Annotated in this window: 14 protein-coding genes; 9 read left to right on the top strand and 5 right to left on the bottom strand. The window is 73.8% G+C overall.

The genetic code is table 11. From position 1 onward, the window contains the following. Positions 1–3 precede the first annotated feature (3 nt). Together ABT354_RS23815 and ABT354_RS23810 are read right to left on the bottom strand one after the other, a co-directional pair. Positions 4–315, bottom strand: coding sequence for a hypothetical protein (locus tag ABT354_RS23815; RefSeq protein ID WP_502983486.1), 312 nt, complete (start codon positions 313–315; stop codon positions 4–6). A gap of 404 nt (positions 316–719) precedes the next feature. Further along, a complete protein-coding gene (locus ABT354_RS23810; RefSeq protein WP_351497067.1) occupies positions 720–1,544 on the bottom strand; it encodes a DUF8842 C-terminal domain-containing protein in 825 nt (274 codons plus the stop codon). 192 nt (positions 1,545–1,736) lie between these two features. Here ABT354_RS23810 and ABT354_RS23805 point away from each other — a divergent pair, with 192 nt between their 5' ends. Both ABT354_RS23805 and ABT354_RS23800 read left to right on the top strand, forming a co-directional pair. Further along, positions 1,737–3,008 (top strand): glycosyltransferase family 4 protein, encoded by a 1,272-nt coding sequence (locus ABT354_RS23805; protein WP_351497065.1) that lies wholly within the window; start codon positions 1,737–1,739, stop codon positions 3,006–3,008. Between the two features lie 90 nt (positions 3,009–3,098). After that, a complete protein-coding gene (locus ABT354_RS23800) occupies positions 3,099–4,055 on the top strand; it encodes a helix-turn-helix transcriptional regulator (RefSeq protein WP_351497063.1) in 957 nt (318 codons plus the stop codon). Here the strand turns inward: ABT354_RS23800 and ctaD are convergent. After that, entirely contained in the window at positions 4,015–5,742 is a 1,728-nt protein-coding gene (gene ctaD, locus ABT354_RS23795; protein ID WP_502983485.1) for an aa3-type cytochrome oxidase subunit I, read from the bottom strand. The genes ABT354_RS23800 and ctaD overlap by 41 nt on opposite strands. Before the next feature lie 308 nt (positions 5,743–6,050). Between ctaD and ABT354_RS23790 the strand changes: the two genes are divergently transcribed. After that, entirely contained in the window at positions 6,051–6,263 is a 213-nt protein-coding gene (locus ABT354_RS23790) for an I78 family peptidase inhibitor (RefSeq protein WP_351497061.1), read from the top strand. Between the two features lie 259 nt (positions 6,264–6,522). On the opposite strand, the gene ABT354_RS23785 is transcribed toward ABT354_RS23790, so the two are convergent. Next, positions 6,523–7,536, bottom strand: coding sequence for a phosphatase PAP2 family protein (locus ABT354_RS23785; protein ID WP_351497059.1), 1,014 nt, complete (start codon positions 7,534–7,536; stop codon positions 6,523–6,525). A 498-nt stretch (positions 7,537–8,034) separates the two neighbouring features. Between ABT354_RS23785 and ABT354_RS23780 the strand changes: the two genes are divergently transcribed. Together ABT354_RS23780 and ABT354_RS23775 are read left to right on the top strand one after the other, a co-directional pair. After that, entirely contained in the window at positions 8,035–9,753 is a 1,719-nt protein-coding gene (locus ABT354_RS23780; RefSeq protein ID WP_351497057.1) for an MFS transporter, read from the top strand. A 227-nt stretch (positions 9,754–9,980) separates the two neighbouring features. Continuing rightward, complete coding sequence (locus ABT354_RS23775; RefSeq protein ID WP_351497134.1) at positions 9,981–11,174, top strand: acyl-CoA dehydrogenase family protein; 1,194 nt, start codon at positions 9,981–9,983, stop codon at positions 11,172–11,174. A gap of 61 nt (positions 11,175–11,235) precedes the next feature. Here ABT354_RS23775 and ABT354_RS23770 read toward each other — a convergent pair whose 3' ends face one another. Beyond that, a complete protein-coding gene (locus ABT354_RS23770; RefSeq protein WP_351497055.1) occupies positions 11,236–11,676 on the bottom strand; it encodes a cell division protein SepF in 441 nt (146 codons plus the stop codon). A 346-nt stretch (positions 11,677–12,022) separates the two neighbouring features. Here ABT354_RS23770 and ABT354_RS23765 point away from each other — a divergent pair, with 346 nt between their 5' ends. The 4 genes from ABT354_RS23765 (at position 12,023) to ABT354_RS23750 (ending at position 17,397) form a co-directional block, all read left to right on the top strand. Then, positions 12,023–13,210, top strand: coding sequence for a DUF5685 family protein (locus tag ABT354_RS23765; RefSeq protein WP_351497054.1), 1,188 nt, complete (start codon positions 12,023–12,025; stop codon positions 13,208–13,210). 1,016 nt (positions 13,211–14,226) lie between these two features. Further along, positions 14,227–15,246: an LLM class flavin-dependent oxidoreductase gene (locus tag ABT354_RS23760; RefSeq protein WP_351497052.1), complete on the top strand. Its 1,020-nt coding sequence runs from the start codon at positions 14,227–14,229 to the stop codon at positions 15,244–15,246. Beyond that, the gene (locus ABT354_RS23755) at positions 15,243–16,577 is read left to right on the top strand and encodes an NtaA/DmoA family FMN-dependent monooxygenase (protein ID WP_502983484.1); all 1,335 of its coding nucleotides are present in this window, start codon (positions 15,243–15,245) and stop codon (positions 16,575–16,577) included. The genes ABT354_RS23760 and ABT354_RS23755 overlap by 4 nt, the downstream gene beginning before the upstream one ends. Positions 16,578–16,581: 4 nt before the next feature. Then, a complete protein-coding gene (locus tag ABT354_RS23750; RefSeq protein WP_351497050.1) occupies positions 16,582–17,397 on the top strand; it encodes a DUF1684 domain-containing protein in 816 nt (271 codons plus the stop codon). Positions 17,398–17,635 lie beyond the last annotated feature (238 nt).

Below are 17,635 nucleotides of genomic sequence, written 5' to 3'. Positions count from 1 at the left end.
CGCTCACAGACCCCGGCGGGGGCCCGGCGGCAGCGCGGCCGGGTGGTGCGCGGGCATCCGGTAGCCGGGATGGGGCTCCCAGCCCGACCCCGGGTAGGGCGTATGGAGGCCGGTGCCGAAGCCCCGGCCGAGGAGCGGCCCGCTGCCAAACGGCCGGAAGGCCAGATCCTCCTCCCCGCTGCGGTCCCCGGGCAGGGTCCTGAAGGCCCTGCGGTACTCGGCGCACAGCGCGTCGTAGAGCGGTGTCGGGGACACCGGCGGCAGGGGGGACGCCGTGGGCCCGTGGTCGTACGGGTTCTCCCGCGCGGGTCGCATCGCGGGGATCTGACCGTACGGATAACGGCTGGGGTCGTATGAGTGCACGTACCTGAAACGACGCACGCCCCCGGCCCGTCACTGCCCGGCGCGCTTCGGAAACGGGCCCCGGGAGCGGATGTTCCCGGGGCCCGCCGTCATGCGATCGGATGTACGGGGGAGGGGGCCGCGCGGTTCCGGGGATACGGCGCTTCAGGGCTTCGGCGATGTGTCGACACACGGACACACCGACACACCCGTACAGGGACACAGCGGTCAACGGACACGGCGGCAAACGGACACAGCGGTACAGGGACACAGACACACAGCGACTCGGCGGTACAGCGCTCCAGCGCTACGGCGATACGGTGCCCTGGCGTTCCGGGGACACCACCGGGCGCCCGCCGCCCCGGGTGCCGCCGGGCTCAGGAGGCGCCGGTGCCCGCCAGCGGCATCGCCGCCGCCACCAGCCGCCCGCCCGCCGCCGCCTTCTCCAGCGCGTCCCGCATCAGATCCTCCCGGGGCTGCTGACCGATCGAGCCCGCCGGAGCCGCGTACACCAGCACCGTATGGGTCTTGTTGGCGGTGGTCCGCCAGTCGTCGGTGACCTGGAGCGGCTGGTGCGCCTGCCACCAGGCGACCGGACTGCCCCCGGCGGCCCCCGGGGCGAGCACGGCGTGCAGCTGGCCCATGGCCAGCAGCACCGACCAGCCGGAGAGCGGCACCGGCGCCCTGTTCACCTCGTGGACCGGGGCGAAGCCCTGCTCGATCAGGAGCGGAAGGAAGACATCCCCGCCCGATCCATCGGTACCGGGACGGGCGATGGGCCCTGTCGGCTCGACCACGAGGGCGGGGTGCAGCTCGCCCTGGACCAGGATCAGCCCGCTGGTGATGCCCAGCACCGCCTGGCCCGGCGCGGGCTCCGGCGTCCGGGCGGGCGGCCCGGCGGGTGCCGGTGGCGGGGCGGCGGGCCGCTCCCCGGTGATGGACCGGACCGCCCCCTGCAACTGGGCCTCGGCGACCCGTACCACCTGCGAGGGGATACAGCTGGCATGGGCGAAGGCGAGAACGGCGGTCTCCTCACCGACGAACAGCACCGTGCTGGTGCGCTCCTGCTCGGTGTCGCCCGGGGTGCGGCAGGAGGTGCAGTCATAGCTGCTCGGTGCGGACTCGCCGGCGAGCAGCCGGTCGGCTTCCTGATCACCGATCTCGGCGCGTACGTCCTCGCTGACGTCGAGCATGCGCGGCACGGGTGGCTCCTCGGAATCGTTCTCGTGCGCCGGGTGGCCCCCGGCTCCTCCACGGTTCAACGGGTCTTGGTGGCCTGAGTCACGCATGGAAGGGAACGGAATCGAACCGGCGCTCCCGGGGACCGCGTCCACTTGGGCAGTAAGGTCCGATGTGGACCGCATTGCACCTCCGGGGGAACGGAACCCACCCGCATGCGCATCTCCTTTCTGCTCCACAACGCGTACGGGATCGGCGGCACGATCCGTACGACCTTCAATCTCGCGCACGCCCTCGCGGAACGGCACGAGGTCGAGATCGTCTCCGTCTTCCGGCACCGGGACGACCCGCTCATGGGGGAACCGGCGGGGGTCACCCTGCGGCACCTCGTCGATCTGCGAAGAAACACCCCGGGATACGAGGGGGACCACCCCGACCAGCTGCGCCCCGCGAAGGTCTTCCCGAAGGGCGACGGACGCCACGGGCAGTACAGCAGGCTCACCGACCGCCGGATCGCGGCCCATCTGGCCGGGGTCCGGGCCGATGTGGTCATCGGCACCCGGCACGGGCTCAATGTCCATGTCGCCCTCCAGACCCGCCCCGGACCGCTGCGGATCGGCCAGGAGCATCTGACCCTGGACAGCCATGGCCACCGGCTCCGCCGGGAGATCGGCTACCGCTACCCCCTGCTCGACGCGCTCACCACGGTCACCGAGGCCGACGCCCGCGCCTACCGGGAGCTGGGCCTGCCCGGAGTGCGGATCGACGCGGTGCCCAACAGCGTGCCCGCGCCCGCCGTCGCCCCCGCCGACGGGAACGCCCGCTGTGTCGTCGCGGCGGGCCGTCTCACCCGGGTGAAGCGGTACGACGTCCTGATCGAGGCCTTCGCCGCGGTGGTGGCCGAACACCCCGACTGGCGGCTGCGCATCTACGGCAGCGGCGACCGGACGGGCAACGAGCGCGGCGCGCTGACCGAGCTGATCGCCCGGCTCCGGCTGACCGAATCGGTCGCGCTGATGGGCAACGCCGCGCCGCTGGAGAACGAGTGGGTCAAGGGCTCGATCGCGGCGGTCACCTCCGCCCGGGAGGCCTTCGGCATGACGATCGTGGAGGCGATGCGGTGCGGACTGCCCGTGGTCGCCACCGACTGCCCGCACGGCCCCCGCGAGATCATCGAGGACGGTGTCGACGGCCGGCTGGTACCGGTCGGGGACGTGGCCGCGGTCGCCTCCGCACTGCTCGGGCTGATCGGCGACGACGGGGCCCGCCGCCGGGCCGGGCGGGCCGCCCGTGCCGCCGCCGAGCGCTTCGACCCCGGGCGGATCGCCCACCGCCATGAGGCCGTCTTCACCGAGCTGCGCGCCCGCGCGGGGTCCGGGGCCGCCCGGAGCGCGCTCCGCGACACCCGATTCCGGGCCTCGGGCGCGGTACGGGACGGGCTCTGCGCCCTGCGCTACCGCGCCGCCGTCCTGGTCCGCCGGGGCTGACCCCCGTACCCCCGTACCCCCGGAGGCCGGGCCCGCAGCCCCGGGTCATCGCGGACCAAGGGTGTCCGCAAGGACTGTCAGACTGGCGCCATGCTGGAAACCTCCGCACGACTGCTGCGCCTGCTCTCGCTGCTCCAGGCCCACCGCGACTGGTCCGGCGCCGATCTCGCCCACCGGCTCGGGGTGACCCCGCGGACCGTGCGCCGGGATGTCGACCGGCTGCGGGAGCTGGGCTACCCGGTCAACGCCACCCCCGGCACCGGCGGCGGCTACCAGCTGGGCGCGGGTGCCCAGCTGCCCCCGCTGCTCCTGGACGACGAGGAGGCCGTCGCCGTCGCCGTGGGGCTGCGCACCGCCGCCGGCCAGGGGATCGAGGGCATCGGCGAGACCTCCGTACGCGCCCTCGCCAAGCTGGAGCAGGTGCTGCCGGACCGGCTGCGGCGCCGGGTGGGCGCGCTGACCTCGTACACCGTGCCCATGCTGCGCTCCCCGGCGGACCGGGTGGACCCCTCCGTCCTGACCGAGCTGGCCAACGCCTGCCGGGACGCGGAGCTGCTGCGTTTCCGCTACCGCGACCACGGCGGCACCGAGAGCCGCCGTACCGTGGAGCCGCACCGGCTGGTCTGCACCGAGCGCCGCTGGTATCTGGTCGCCTGGGACACGGACCGCGACGACTGGCGCACCTTCCGGGTGGACCGGATCACCCCCACCCCGCCGCACGGCCCCCGCTTCGCCCCCCGTACCCCGCCCGCCGACGATCTCGCGGCCTATGTCTCCACGGGGGTGTCGACGACGGTCTACGCGACCCGCGCGGTGCTGCGGCTCAAGGTGGGCGCCGAGGAGGCCGCCCGGATGGTGGGCCCGTCCGACGGGACGCTGGAGCCGATCGACGACGGCTCCTGTCTGCTGCGGACCGGCGCCACCAGCCTGGAGGTGATGGTGATCCATGTGATGCTGCTGGGGGTGGACTTCGAGGTGATCGAGCCGCCGGAGCTGAAGGAGCGGTTCAGGGAAGCCCGGGACCGCTTCTCGCGGGCTCTTCGCTGACGGGCGGCGGCGGCCGCAGCGGGGCGTACTCCGGGTGGTGGAGGTCGAAGGCGGGGGACTCCGAGCGGATCCTCGGCAGGGTACGGAAGTTGTGCCGGGGCGGTGGACACGAGGTGGCCCACTCCAGGGACCGCCCGTACCCCCAGGGATCGTCCACCTCCACCTTCCTGCCGTACTTGGCGGTCCGCCAGACGTTGTACAGGAAGGGCAGGGTGGAGATCCCCAGCAGGAACGAGCCGATGGTGGAGACGGTGTTGAGCGCGGTGAAGCCGTCGGCCGCCAGATAGTCGGCGTAGCGCCGGGGCATTCCCTCCGCGCCCAGCCAGTGCTGGACCAGGAACGTGGTGTGGAATCCGGTGAAGAGGGTCCAGAAGTGGATCCGCCCGAGCCGCTCGTCCAGCATTCTGCCGGTGAACTTCGGCCACCAGAAGTGGAAGCCCGCGAAGGTCGCGAAGACCACGGTGCCGAAGACGACGTAGTGGAAGTGGCCCACCACGAAGTAGGAGTCCGTCACCGCGAAGTCCAGCGGGGGTGACGCCAGGATCACGCCGGTCAGCCCGCCGAAGAGAAAGGAGACCAGAAAGCCGACGGACCAGAGCATCGGGGTCTCGAACGAGAGCGAGCCGCGCAGCATCGTCCCCGTCCAGTTGAAGAACTTCACCCCGGTGGGGACGGCGATGAGGAAGGAGAGGAACGAGAAGAACGGCAGCAGTACCGCGCCGGTGGCGAACATGTGGTGGGCCCACACCACCACGGAGAGCCCGGTGATGGCCATGGTCGCCCCGACGAGGGTCAGATAGCCGAAGACGGGTTTCCGGGAGAAGACCGGCAGGATCTCGGTGACGATCCCGAAGAACGGCAGCGCGATGATGTAGACCTCGGGATGGCCGAAGAACCAGAACAGATGCTGCCAGAGCAGCGCCCCGCCGTTCGCGGGGTCGAAGACCTGGGCGCCCAGCCGGCGGTCCGCCTCCAGCACCAGCAGCGCGGCGGCCAGCACCGGGAAGGCGAAGATCACCAGCACCGAGGTGAAGAGCACGTTCCAGGTGAAGACCGGCAGCCGGAACATCGTCATCCCCGGCGCGCGCATCCCCACGATGGTGGTCAGGAAGTTGACCGCGCCCAGGATCGTCCCGAAGCCGGAGAGGGCGAGACCCATGATCCATATGTCGGCGCCGACGCCGGGGGAGTGCTCACGGGCGTTGAGCGGCGCATAGGCGAACCAGCCGAACGAGGCGGCGCCGGACGGGGTCAGCAGCGAGCCGACCACGATCAGCCCGCCGAACAGATAGAGCCAGTACGCGAGGGCGTTCAGCCGGGGGAAGGCGACATCGGGGGCGCCGATCTGGAGCGGCATGATCTCGTTCGCGAATCCGGCGAACGCGGGGGTGGCGAAGAGCAGCAGCATGATCGTGCCGTGCAGGGTGAACGCCTGGTTGAACCGTTCGTTGTCGATCAGCTGGAGCCCGGGGCGGGCCAGCTCGGCGCGCATCACCAGCGCCAGCACCCCGGCGAAGAGGAAGAAGCCGAACGAGGTGATCAGATAGAGATGCCCGATCCGCTTGTGATCGGTGGTGGTCAGCCACTCCACCAGGACCCGGCTGCCCCGCAGCTCATGGACCCGCTCCCGGTCCCCGTCCCCGCCGCCTGGGGCGTCGCCCGGTGCGGAAGTCTCTGTTCCGCTCACCGGTCCCCGCTCCGGGCCCGGCGGAATTCACCGGTGTCCGCCCCACGGCCCGCCGAAAGGTCAGCCAATTCGCCCTCCGCTGTTCACCGGCCCGATTACATCCGGGAATTCTGCATGATCAGGGGACGTCACGGAATTACCGTACGGCGGGTGTCGAAGTGCTCGTTCGGGTGATGTGGTGCGCTACCGGCGGGAGTACGGATCTGTGACGTAGGTGTGACGCGCGACCAGGGGTGGGCGACAGGCGGGCGATGCCCTCCGCCGACCCGGCCTTCCGTCACCGTCCGCTGCCGCCTACGGTGGGGCGCATGGCACCCACATCCCCGCCGGGGCGCCCCGACGAGGCCCCCGCGTCCTATGTCGGCCTCGCCGCCGACACCGCCGAGCGGCGCGCCCGGCAGCACGGCTGGACCACCGTCCGCTCCCTGCCGCCCGGGGCGCTCATCACGCTGGAGTATCTGGAGGGGCGGCTGAACTTCGAGGTGAAGGGCGGCACCGTCGTCCGCTGCTGGCCCGGCTGACAGAAGGCGGCAGAGAGCTGGCAGAGAGCCGACGGAGGCCGACGGAAGGTCGACGGAAGGTCGACGGAAGGTCGACGGAAGATCGACGGAAGGTCGACGGAAGGTCGACGGAAGGTCGACGGAAGGCCGGCGGGAAGCCGGTGGCGGGCCCACGGAAAGAGGCCCCGGCCGGGAGCCAGGGCCTCGTACCCACGGACGAGTGACGGACCGCACCGGTGTGACCGGTGTGACCGGACGGACCGGAGCCGACGCGGTCGTGTCAGCCGCGTGCCGTCGGCCGTGCCCGGACCTGCCGGGCACCCGCCGGGCCCATCGCGGGCTGCGGGATCGTCTGGGTGAGCCGGTCCCCCGAGCGCACGGGGGTGCCGGGTCTCGGCGCTGCCGCGGGAGCCGCGGGGCAGCCCGGCCCCCCGGCGAGCGTTCCCACCGAGACCTGTCCGCGCGGCGCCTGCGCCGGCTGCTCCACCGGGGGCCGCTGCGCGGTGGGCACACCGGGACGCGGACCGCCCGCCGCCACCGGCAGCGAGGGCGCGCCCTGCCGCCTTCTCGCCCGCCACATCTCCCGGCGTCCGAGGATCCAGGCCTCCGCCCGCCCGATCAGCGGCTCGCACCAGGGCAGCGCCAGCAGGATCAGCAGCCCCGCGGCCCAGCCGAGCAGAACATCGCTCAGCCAGTGCGTACCGAGATAGACCGTGGTGAGCCCGACCCCCAGCGAGACCGCCGCCGAGAGCGCCGACAGATAGCGCCGGGTCGTCGGGGTGGTGGCCAGATACGCCAGGATTCCCCAGGTCACCACCGCGTTGGCGGTGTGCCCCGAGGGAAATATATCCCCGCCCGCGAACAGCTCGGCCGAGCCGATCTGGGTCGCGTAGTGAGGGCCGAGCCGGCCGAGTCCGATCTTGACCGCGCCGACGGTCGTATTGAGGAGCAGCAGCGAGACGCCGAGCACCAGCAGCGGTCGCAGGGTGTGCTGTCGCCAGGAGCGCCAGCCCAGCCAGGCCGCGACCATCACCGCGGTCGGGCCGCGCTGGCCGAGCACCACGAAGGAGTCCAGAAAGGCGTGCAGCTCCGGCCACTGCTGGTAGGGCCGGAAGAGCATGACCTTCCAGTCGATCAGGACCAGCCAGGACGACGCCAGCACGGCGATCACGATGGCGAGATAGAACACGGCTGTCCCGCCGAAGAGGGCGAGCCGGGTCCGGCTCATCCGCGGGATCTCTATCTTCGGCGGTTCCGTCTCTCGGTCCAAGCGGGCAAAGATGTCGGTACGCACCCAATCGACGTTACAGGGAGTGAGGGTGGTGCCTGGTCGATCCCGCGGCTTTGTGATGACCATGTGATGTGGAGTATGTCTCAGCCGGGAGGATTATTCGGGGCCAACTCGGAAATCCTGGAGGCCATCCGTCCTATTGCTCAGGGCTGTTGCGGAAGGAACCTTTCCAGGCCATGAATTGACGTTCTCCACCCGGCTGTATGAATTCTTTCTCACGTTTGACGCCGGTGATCACGGGACCGCCCCGCCCCGGGGGCCGTGACGGCCCGGACCCCGCCCGCTCCCCCCGGCCCGTCCACCCGGGGGTTACCCGTCGGAAACATGGGTGGCGTACACCACAGCCCTCCCGGGGAAGCTGTGAGAGCCGGGCCACACGGGCCGGGTCGGACCTCGCGTAATCTGACGGCTCACTCGCCCGTCGACGCCGGACCACCCGTGAGGGGCCGTCCCCTTCTCCGGCTGGCCCGCCGAGCGCGAGGGGACACGGGAGGTAAGTGCATGTCAGGGACGACCACGGCCGCGGCACGGCTGCGTGCGGCGGGCAGCGGCAAGGACCGCTGGGTCGTTCTGATGGTCCTCTGCGTCAGCCTGCTGCTGGTCGCCGTCGACGCCACCGTCCTCCATGTCGCCGTCCCCGCCGTCACCGAGGACCTGCGCCCCAGCGGCATCGAACTGCTCTGGATCGTGGACGCCTATCCGCTGATCTGCGCCGCGCTGCTGATCCTCTTCGGCACCCTCGGCGACCGGGTCGGCCGCCGCCGGGTGCTCCTCCTCGGCTATGCCCTCTTCGGCGCCGCCTCCGCCCTCGCCGCCTTCGCGCCCACCCCCGGGATACTGATCGCCGCACGGGCCCTGCTGGGCATCGGCGGCGCGATGATCATGCCCGCCACCCTCTCCATCCTGCGCACGGTCTTCCCCGACCGGCGCGAGCGGGCGACCGCCATCGGCATCTGGACGGCGGTCGCCGCCGTCGGCGCCGCCACCGGACCGGTCCTCGGCGGCTTCCTCATCGAGCACTTCCACTGGGGCTCGGTCTTCCTGATCAACATCCCGCTGATGGCGGTCATCCTCCCGCTGGGCCGATGGCTGCTGCCGGAGTCCCGGGGCGGCTACGAGGGCCCCTGGGACGTCCTCGGCGCGCTGATGGCGGCGGGCGGCATCCTCGGCGTGGTCCTCGGCGTCAAGCGGCTCGGCGTCGGCCACTCCCCGCTCGAACACCTCACCGCGGGCCCGCTGCTCACCGGGGCGCTGCTGCTGGTCCTCTTCGTCCACCGGCAGCGCAGCCGCCGCCATCCGCTGATCGACATCCGGATGTTCGCCGTCCCGGCCTTCTCCACCTCGGTGGGGTGCATCGTCCTCGCCATGCTCGCCCTGGTCGGCCTGGAGCTGATCGCCGTCCAGTACCTCCAGCTGATCCTGGGGCTCGGGCCGATGGAGACCGGGCTGCGGCTGCTGCCCCTGACCTTCGCCGCCATGGCCGCCGGCGCCACCGGCTCGTACACCCTCCGCAGGATGGGCCCGCGGTGCATGGTCGGCTGGGGCTTCGTGCTGACCGCCGCCGCCGTGCTGCTGCTCACCGCGATGGGCCAGCAGGACCGGCCGCTGCTGCTCACCGCCGGTTTCGTCCTGCTCGGCTTCGGGCTCCAGACCACGCTGTTCGCGGCGTACGAGTCGATGCTCAGCGAGGCCCCGGCGGAGCGGGCGGGTGGCGCGGCGGCCATCGGCGAGACCTCGTACCAGCTCGGTGCCGGGATCGGGATCGCCCTGCTGGGCAGTGTGATGAACGCGGCCTACGCCCCCGCCGTCCAGGGGGTCGCCGGGGTGCCGGAGGGCGCGCGCGACTCGGCCGCCCACTCGCTCGGGGAGGCGTACCAGATCGCCGACGGTCTCGGCGGGGGCACGGGGGAGCTGCTGCGGACCACGGCCCGTCAGTCCTTTGTCACCGGGCTCCATGTCACCCTGCTGGTCAGCGCCGGGCTGCTGCTGCTCGGGGCGCTCGCCGCGCTGCGGCTGCCCCGCCGGATGGAGGGCGGGCCGGACGGCCCGGCCGAGTGCGCCGCCGCCCGGGTGGCCCTGGGCCCGGTGCCGGAGCAGGCCGCGGGCGCCCGGCGGGCCCCGGCCCCGGCCCTTCCCGGCAGCCGGGAATCGTCCGAGGTGACAGGCGTGGTGCGGCGCGCCCCGGCCGAGACGGGCGGGTCTGGACGGACCGCGCACTGAGCCGTAACGTCGGGCCCCGCGGTACGACGTCGTACGGAGGTGGAGGCCCGCCCATGCGCGAAGAGCCCATGTCCGGGGAGCCGGAGCCCGGGGAGCCGGAGCCGGGGAAGCCCGGGGAGCCCGAGCCCGGGAGGTCGGCGCCGGGGAGCTCCGGGCCAGGGGGGTCCGGGCCGGAGAGGTCCGGGCCGGGGCGGTCGGAGCACGGCAGGTCCGGGCCCGGGGGATCCCTGTTCGAGGAGCCCCTCGCCCCCGCCCGCTTCGACCCGCTGGACCCCCTCGGCCTCGACGATCTGCTCACGGGCGAGGACCGCGCCTTCCGGGACGCCGTCCGGGTCTGGGCCGGGGACCGGGTGCTGCCGTACATCACCGACTGGTACGAGCGCGGTGAGCTGCCCGGGATCCGGGAGCTGGCGCGCGAGCTGGGCGGCCTCGGCGCGCTCGGGATGTCCCTGAAGGGGTACGGCTGCGCGGGCGCCTCCCAGGTCCAGTACGGCCTGGTCTGTCTGGAGCTGGAGGCCGCCGACTCGGGGATCCGCTCCCTCGTCTCCGTCCAGGGCTCCCTGGCGATGTACGCCCTGCACCGCTTCGGCTCCGACGAGCAGCGCGGGCGGTGGCTGCCCGCGATGGCGGCGGGCGAGGTCATCGGCTGTTTCGCGCTCACCGAGCCGGACCACGGCTCGGATCCCTCGGGGATGCGGACCCACGCCCGGCGCGACGGCGGCGACTGGGTGCTGACCGGCCGCAAGATGTGGATCACCAATGGCTCGGTGGCCGGGGTCGCCGTGGTCTGGGCCCGGACCGACGAGGGCATCCGGGGATTCGCCGTCCCCACCGACACCCCCGGCTTCTCCGCCGTGGACATCCCCCACAAGTGGTCGCTGCGGGCCAGTGTCACCAGCGAGCTGGTGCTGGACGGGGTACGGCTGCCCGCCGACGCGATGCTCCCCGGGGCACGGGGGCTGCGCGGGCCGCTGAGCTGTCTCTCGCACGCCCGGTACGGCATCGTCTGGGGCGCCATGGGCGCGGCGCGCAGCTGTTTCGCCTCGGCGCTGGAGTACGCACGGACCCGGGAGCAGTTCGGCCGGCCGATCGGGGGGTTCCAGCTCACCCAGGCCAAGCTCGCCGACATGGCGGTCGAGCTGCACAAGGGGCTGCTGCTCGCGCACCATCTGGGGGTACGGATGGACGCCGGGCGGCTGCTGCCGGAGCAGGTGAGCTTCGGGAAGCTGAACAACGTACGGGAGGCCATCGAGATCTGCCGTACCGCGCGCACGGTGCTCGGCGCCAACGGGATCTCGCTGGAGTACCCCGTGATGCGGCATGCGGCCAATCTGGAGTCGGTGCTCACCTATGAGGGCACCGTGGAGATGCACCAGCTGGTGCTGGGCAAGGCGCTCACCGGCCTGGACGCCTTCCGGTGACCCCTCGGGGGAGGGGGCGGTACCGGAAAGCGGACGGCGGGGGGCTCGGGGGAGCGCCCGATCAGCTCTGGTTGTAGAACCCGTCCTGGGGGCGTCCGGCGCTCTCCTGGCCGACGACCTGGGTGTGGGCGGGGCTCAGCAGGAAGACCCGGGTCGCCACCCGCTCGATGGAGCCGCGCAGCCCGAAGGTCAGCCCGGCGGCGAAGTCCACCACACGCTTGGCGTCGGCCGACTCCAGCGAGGTGAGGTTGACGATCACCGGGATGCCCTCCCGGAACAGTTCGCCGATGCCCCGGGCGTCCCGGAAGCAGGTCGGGGAGACCGTCGCGATTCTGCGGCCCCCCTCCTGGGCGGAGTCGGAGGCGACCCGCACCCGGGGGTCGGTGACCCAGGCGTCTCCCGTCTCTCCGCTCTCGGGGTACTCGGCGTACTCGTCGGCGTAGTAGCGCTCGTCGTTGTCGACGAGACCCAGCCATGCGCTCGCCTTGCGCACAGATCCCATGGACGCCTCCTTCCACTGTGGTCCGCTCACGAGCGGTCTTTCGTCTTTCCTGTCCCCATCGTCGTCCATCATGCGGATCGCGCGCCAAGTGGATAGCCGCCGCGCAGGTTTTTCGTGACGGGACTGGTGCAGAAGATGTGGTACCTCGTCAGGTTTCTTCCACTCTACGGAGAATGATCCGCACAAAATATGAAAGTCGGTCCGGATGGGTGAGGTGACGGGCGTACAGGTGAACGATCCGGTGGATACGATGCCTGCCGCACCAGCCGATCGACACCCGCCGCGCCGGTCCGTCCGGCCGTGGCGACCGGTGCCGGTCGCGTTTGTCCACGGGGGGAACAGAACAGTGTTCGGAATCGTCAGGCCCTGTACACACCGGCTCACCCAGGGCCTCAGGACCGAGTGGATGGCCCATCTGTGCGGGCTCTGCCTGGCGCTCCGCTCCGACCACGGGCAGTTCGCCCGGGTCGCCACCAACTACGACGGGCTGATCATCTCCGTCCTCACGGAGGCACAGTCCGAGCGGACCCCGGACGGGCGCCGCACCGCCGGGCCCTGCCCGCTGCGGGCGATGCGCACCGCGCCGATAGCCCGGGGCGAGGGGGCCCGGCTCGCGGCGGCCGTATCGCTGGTACTGGCCTCGGCGAAGATGCGGGACCATGTCGCCGACCGGGACGGCCTGCTGGCCCGCCGTCCGATGGCCGCCGCGGCCCGCCGGGTCGCCCGGCGCTGGGAGGGGGCCGGGACACGGGGCGCCGCCGGTCTCGGCTTCGACACCGCCGTCCTGCTGGACGCGGTGGACCGCCAGGCCGGCCTCGAACGGCTCGCCGGGCCCGGTACCCCGCTGCTCACCGTCACCGAGCCCACCGAGACCGCCACCGCGGCGGCCTTCGCGCACACCGCGGTGCTCGCCGGACGTCCGGGGAACGCGGCGCCGCTCGCCGAGGCGGGCCGGCTCTTCGGGCGCCTCGCCCATCTGCTGGACGCGGTCGAGGACCGCACGGCGGACGCCGAGGCGGGCGCCTGGAACCCGCTGACCGCCACCGGCACCTCACCGGAGGAGGCCCGCCGCCTCGCCGACGACGCCGTGCACGGCATCCGGCTCGCCCTGCGCGACGCCGACTTCACCGACGACCGGCTGGTCCACCGGCTCCTCGCGCACGAGCTGTCCGTCTCGGTGGCGCGGGCCTTCGGCGACGGCGCGGGCTGCGGCCACCGGACCGCCTCCATGGGCTGGGCCGCCCCCGATGAGGAGGGCGGCGCGCCGCCCCGGGAGCCCGAGCGTCCGCCCCGGGGCTTCCTCGCCGGGTGCGCCGCCTTCACCTGGGTCTTCTGCTCCTGCCAGATGTGCTGCGCCGGTTCGTACGAGGGCCCCTGGTCACGCAAGCGCCGGGAGGGCTGCTGCCACACCTGCCAGTCCCCCGACTCGGGCTGTGACGGCGGCTGCTGTGACAGCGGCGGCCGGGGCGGCTCCGGGGGCTCGGGGGGCTCCGGCGGTGGCTGCGACGGCTGTTGCTGCTGTCCCTGCGACTGACCGCTCCGCCGGGGGGTGTTCCGGGGTACGGGCACGGCGGCGCACCCCGCCCGGGGAAGCGGGCGGGGTACACGGCGGTACTGCCGAGGGGAGGGCAGGGCGCGCGGGCGAGGAGGTGTCCGTGGAACGGGAACGGGCGAAGGGGCGGCCGGACGGGCCCGGGTGACGGAGGGTCATGGCCGTCAGGGGCCCGGCGACGCGGTGGCGGGTCGGCTCGGGAGCCTCAACAGGAGGCGGACCACACGCGACCGAGGTCGATGTGGGAGCGCTTGACCAGCCGCAGCGGTGACGACATGGCCCCAGTGGAACAGTCATCCGAATCTCCGTCAACCGCGCCTGGACACCGTGACCACAGTGTGGACGGCCTTGACAGCGGGCCGTGCGGACCGCCTAGCCTCGGCGGCGGGGACCGTGCTGAGGGGCGCGCTCCCCGCGTGTGACGCGCCGGTGGGCAGCCGGAGCCGGTGAGGGCGACCGTGGACGACCCCGTCCCCACGGAGCCCCGCCATGGCCGCGTCCGCAGCCCGATCCCCCGAGCCCCACCTCTTACCGGGGCACCCCCATGCCTCGGCCCGCCGCCCGTACGCCTCGGCCCGCCGCCCGCACCGGGCCGCGCGGCCCCGCGCGGGGCGCTCCGGCCGGGCCGTCGCCGATCGGCCGGATCGCGTGATGACGCCCGTGGGGGGTGCGCCCGCCGGACCCCGGCCGCCGGTCCCGCGCGCCTGCCCGCCACCGCCCCGGCCCGGGGGCGTGCCCTCCGTGCGACCGCTCCCCGCTCGGGACCGGACCCGGGTCACCCGCCCCGCCCGGCGCCCCGGGTCGCTCCCGCCCGGGTCCGGAGTTCCGGGGTGGAGGGGGGCCGATGAGGGATGACCGCCGGGGGTACGGGTGGCCGTGTCCCCGAGGGAGGGGCGCGGGCCCCCGTACCCGGCCGTGCTCCTGATCCGTACCCCCTGATCCGTACCCCCGCCGTTCCCGTTCCTTCCTTCAGGACCGACCCCCCGGAAAGGCATTCCATGTCCGCCACCCGTCCGCTGCATCTGGCCGTCGCGCTCGACGGACCGGCACGCTTCGACGCCACCCCCTACGCCGATCTCGCCCGGCTCGCCGAGCGCGGCGCGCTGGACTTCGTCACCCTCGGGGACTCCTTCACCCGCCCCGGTCTCGACGCGCTCGCCGTGCTCGCCCGGGTCGCGCCGCTCACCTCGCGGATCGGTCTGGTGCCCACCGTCACCACCACCCATACCGACCCCTTCCAGGTGTCCACCTCGCTCGCCACCCTCGACTGGGTGAGCCAGGGCCGGGCCGGCTGGGCGGTCGGGGTGTCGGGCACCCAGGCCGAGGCACGGCTCTTCGGCCGCCACCCCGCACCCTCCGCCGACGCGCTGTGGAGACAGGCGGGCGAGACGGCCGAGGTGGCCGCCCGGCTCTGGGACGGACTGGAGGACGGCGCCGGGGCCGGCGGCGGGACGGGCGAGGGAGCGGACGCGCCCCGCCCGCCCCAGGGCAGACCACCCGTCGTCGTGGACCTCACCGGCGCCGGGGAACCGGGCCGCCGCACCGCCGCCCGCCACGCCGATGTCGTCCTCCTCCGGGCCCGCACCCCGGAGGAGGCCGAGCGGCGGCGGGCCGCCGTGCTCCGGGACGCCGCCGCGCTCGGCCGGGACCCGGCCGACCTCAGGGTGCTGCTCTCCATCTCCGTCGACCTCGGCGAGGGCGAGCCCTGTCCCGCCTTCCCGCGCGCGGACGCCCGCGCCCGGGCCGCCGCCCGCGCCGCCCACTTCAGCGGCGGACCGGTCGAACTCGCCGAGCTGATCGGCGGCTGGCACCGCGACGGCGCCGTGGACGGCTTCCACCTCGTCCCCCTCGTCCCCGCCCGGGACATGGAGCGGATCGTCAACGGCACGGTCGCCCTGCTCCAGCACCGCAGCCTCTTCCGTACCTTCCTCCCCGGCGGCACCCTGCGGGAGCATCTGGGGCTGCGCCGACCCCTCGACCGCCGTCCCGCCGCCGCCGTCGCCGGGAGGGCCAGGTGACCGCCCCGGAGCGACGGCTGCGGCTCGCCGTGCGCATCCCCGACGCCCGCGACGCCCGCGCCACCGCCGTCCCGGCCGGGGACCGCGACCCCGGCCGGATCGCCTTCTCCGCCTTCGGCCGCCTCGCCCGTACCGCCGAACGAGGACTGTTCGACTTCGTCCTCCTCCCGGACGGGCGACGGGCCCGGGAGCGGCACACCCCTGGCCATGAGACCGGCCGGGAGACCGGTCATGACCACGGTGCGACGGGCCGCCCGGAGCCCCTGACGGTGCTGAGCGCGCTGGCCGCCGTCACCGAGCGGATCGGCCTGGCCGCCGCCGTCGACCTCGGCCGCCATGAGCCGTACGAACTCGCCCGGCGGCTCGCCTCGCTGGACCATCTCAGCGGGGGCCGGGCCGCCTGGTCCGTGGTGACCTCGGTGGACCCGTTCGCCGGTGCCGACCGCCGCCAGGGCGGCGCCGACCACGCCGAACAGCACGCCCGCGCGGAGGAGTTCGTCCGTACCGCCCGTGCCCTGTGGGACTCCTGGACCCCCGACGGACGGCAGCGCCCCCTCGACCACCGGGGCCGGCACTTCAGCGTGGCGGGCGAGTTCACCGTGGCGCGCTCCCCGCAGGGCCACCCCGTGGTGATCCAGTCGGGCGGCTCGCACGCGGGCCGGGAGCTCGCCGCCAAGGCCGCCGATGTGGTGCTCTCCCGCCACCGCACCCTGGCCTCCGCACGCGCCTTCGCCGCCGATCTCCGGGGGCGGTTCGCCGCCCAGGGCCGGGACCCGGCGGAGCTGACGGTGATGCCGGGGGTCACCGTGGTCCTCGGCGACAGCGCCGCCGACGCCCGGGAGCGGGCCGCCGCGCTCCGGGAGGGACAGCTCTCCCCGGCCGGGGCCATCGCCGCCCTGGAACGGATCTGGGGCCGGGACCTCTCCGGCCACGACCCCGAAGGACCTCTTCCGGAGATCGACCCGGCCCCCGGCGGCGGCCCGCCCGCCCGGTGCGGGGGCCGCACGGCCGACGGACCGGCCGTCGCCGAACGGCTGCGGGCGCTCTCCCGCCGCAAGGGCCTCACCAGCCGGCAGACGGTCGCCGAGGTCACCGCCCGGCAGACCTTCGTCGGCACCCCGGAGCAGGTCGCCGCCGAGATGGCGGTCCTGCTGCGGGAGCGCGCCGCCGACGGATTCCTGCTGCTGCCCCAGCCCACCCCCGGCGGACTCGACGACTTCGTGGCCCGGGTGGTGCCGCTGCTCCAGGAGCGCGGCATCCTGCGGACCGGGTACGAGGGCTCCACACTCCGCTCCCATCTCGGACTCGCCGAGCCGGTGTGGAAGGGTTGACGGCATGAGTACCGACGCACGGCACACGGCCGACGCGGCCCAGCCGCCGCACACCTGGCTGACCTGGCAGGAACGGCGGGCGAAGACCCTCACCGCCCCGTACGGGCCGCTCTCCCTCACCGGCACCCACTGGCTGGACGACCACCCCGGCGGGCGGCTGCCGGGCATCGGGGGCCGCTGGCGGGCCGAGGGGGACGCGGTGGTCCTCACGGCGGCGCCCCAGGACGGGATCACCCTGGAGGGGGTGCCGGTCGACGGGGAGGTACGGCTCACCGCCCACCAGGGCCCCGTCCCCGACGCGCCGCTCGCCCTTGGCGGGCGCAGGCTCGTGGTCCTGCGGCGCGAAGGGCTCTGGGCGGTACGCGACTTCGACCCGGACGCCCCGGCGCGGGTCACCTTCCCCGGCATCGCGGTCGGTGACTACGACCCCCAGTGGGCGCTGCCGGGCCGCTTCCGGCCCTACCCGGACCAGCGCAGCGTCCGGGTGGCCAACGCCGACGGGCGGGAGCGCGGGCTCGGCCTCCATGGCGAGATCGTCTTCACGGTGGCGGGGGAGGAGCACACCCTGGCGGTGGCGGTCGAGGAGGACGGCTCGCTCTGGGCCGTCTTCGCCGACGGTCTGCGCGACCAGGGCGGATATCCCTTCCGCTTTCTGCGGCCCCCGGCCCCGGCGGCGGACTCCACGGTGACCGTCGACTTCAACCGGGCGCTGCTGCCGCCGTGCGCCTTCGCCGATCACTTCATCTGCCCCTTCCCGCCGCCGGGGAACACCCTTCCGTTCGCGGTGCCGACGGGGGAGCGGGCGGTACGGGCCGACTGACCCCGCCCCGGGGCGCCCCTGCCCGGGGCGCTCCGGTTCGGTGCTCCGGGCGGGGGCTCCGGCACGGGGAGCGGGCCCTCGCGTGGATGACCGCCCGGGACGCCCCCTTGCGTGGATTCCCGGCCGGTCGAATACTCCCGAACGGCGCCTGTCAGCCGCGGGAAGTGGCCGTGGACGGGACGGTTTCCCCCAGGCGTCGCACGGGCCCCGCACGCCCCGCGGGTCCCTGGCCCCCTCG

The organism is Streptomyces sp. NPDC000594, assembly GCF_040299965.1.
Taxonomy (GTDB): Bacteria; Actinomycetota; Actinomycetes; order Streptomycetales; family Streptomycetaceae; genus Streptomyces.
The sequence above is the reverse complement of the archived record's forward strand: the minus strand, read 5'-3'. Positions and strand labels throughout refer to the sequence as shown.

What these genes read in the sequence shown, in the direction of transcription:
- ABT354_RS23780 (WP_351497057.1), top strand. Translation starts at nt 8,035, where the DNA reads ATGTCAGGGACGACCACGGCCGCGGCACGGCTGCGTGCGGCGGGCAGC.
- ABT354_RS23800 (WP_351497063.1), top strand. Translation starts at nt 3,099, where the DNA reads ATGCTGGAAACCTCCGCACGACTGCTGCGCCTGCTCTCGCTGCTCCAG.
- ABT354_RS23770 (WP_351497055.1), bottom strand. Translation starts at nt 11,676, where the DNA reads ATGGGATCTGTGCGCAAGGCGAGCGCATGGCTGGGTCTCGTCGACAAC.
- ABT354_RS23750 (WP_351497050.1), top strand. Translation starts at nt 16,582, where the DNA reads ATGAGTACCGACGCACGGCACACGGCCGACGCGGCCCAGCCGCCGCAC.
- ABT354_RS23790 (WP_351497061.1), top strand. Translation starts at nt 6,051, where the DNA reads ATGGCACCCACATCCCCGCCGGGGCGCCCCGACGAGGCCCCCGCGTCC.
- ABT354_RS23815 (WP_502983486.1), bottom strand. Translation starts at nt 315, where the DNA reads ATGCGACCCGCGCGGGAGAACCCGTACGACCACGGGCCCACGGCGTCC.
- ABT354_RS23760 (WP_351497052.1), top strand. Translation starts at nt 14,227, where the DNA reads ATGTCCGCCACCCGTCCGCTGCATCTGGCCGTCGCGCTCGACGGACCG.
- ABT354_RS23805 (WP_351497065.1), top strand. Translation starts at nt 1,737, where the DNA reads ATGCGCATCTCCTTTCTGCTCCACAACGCGTACGGGATCGGCGGCACG.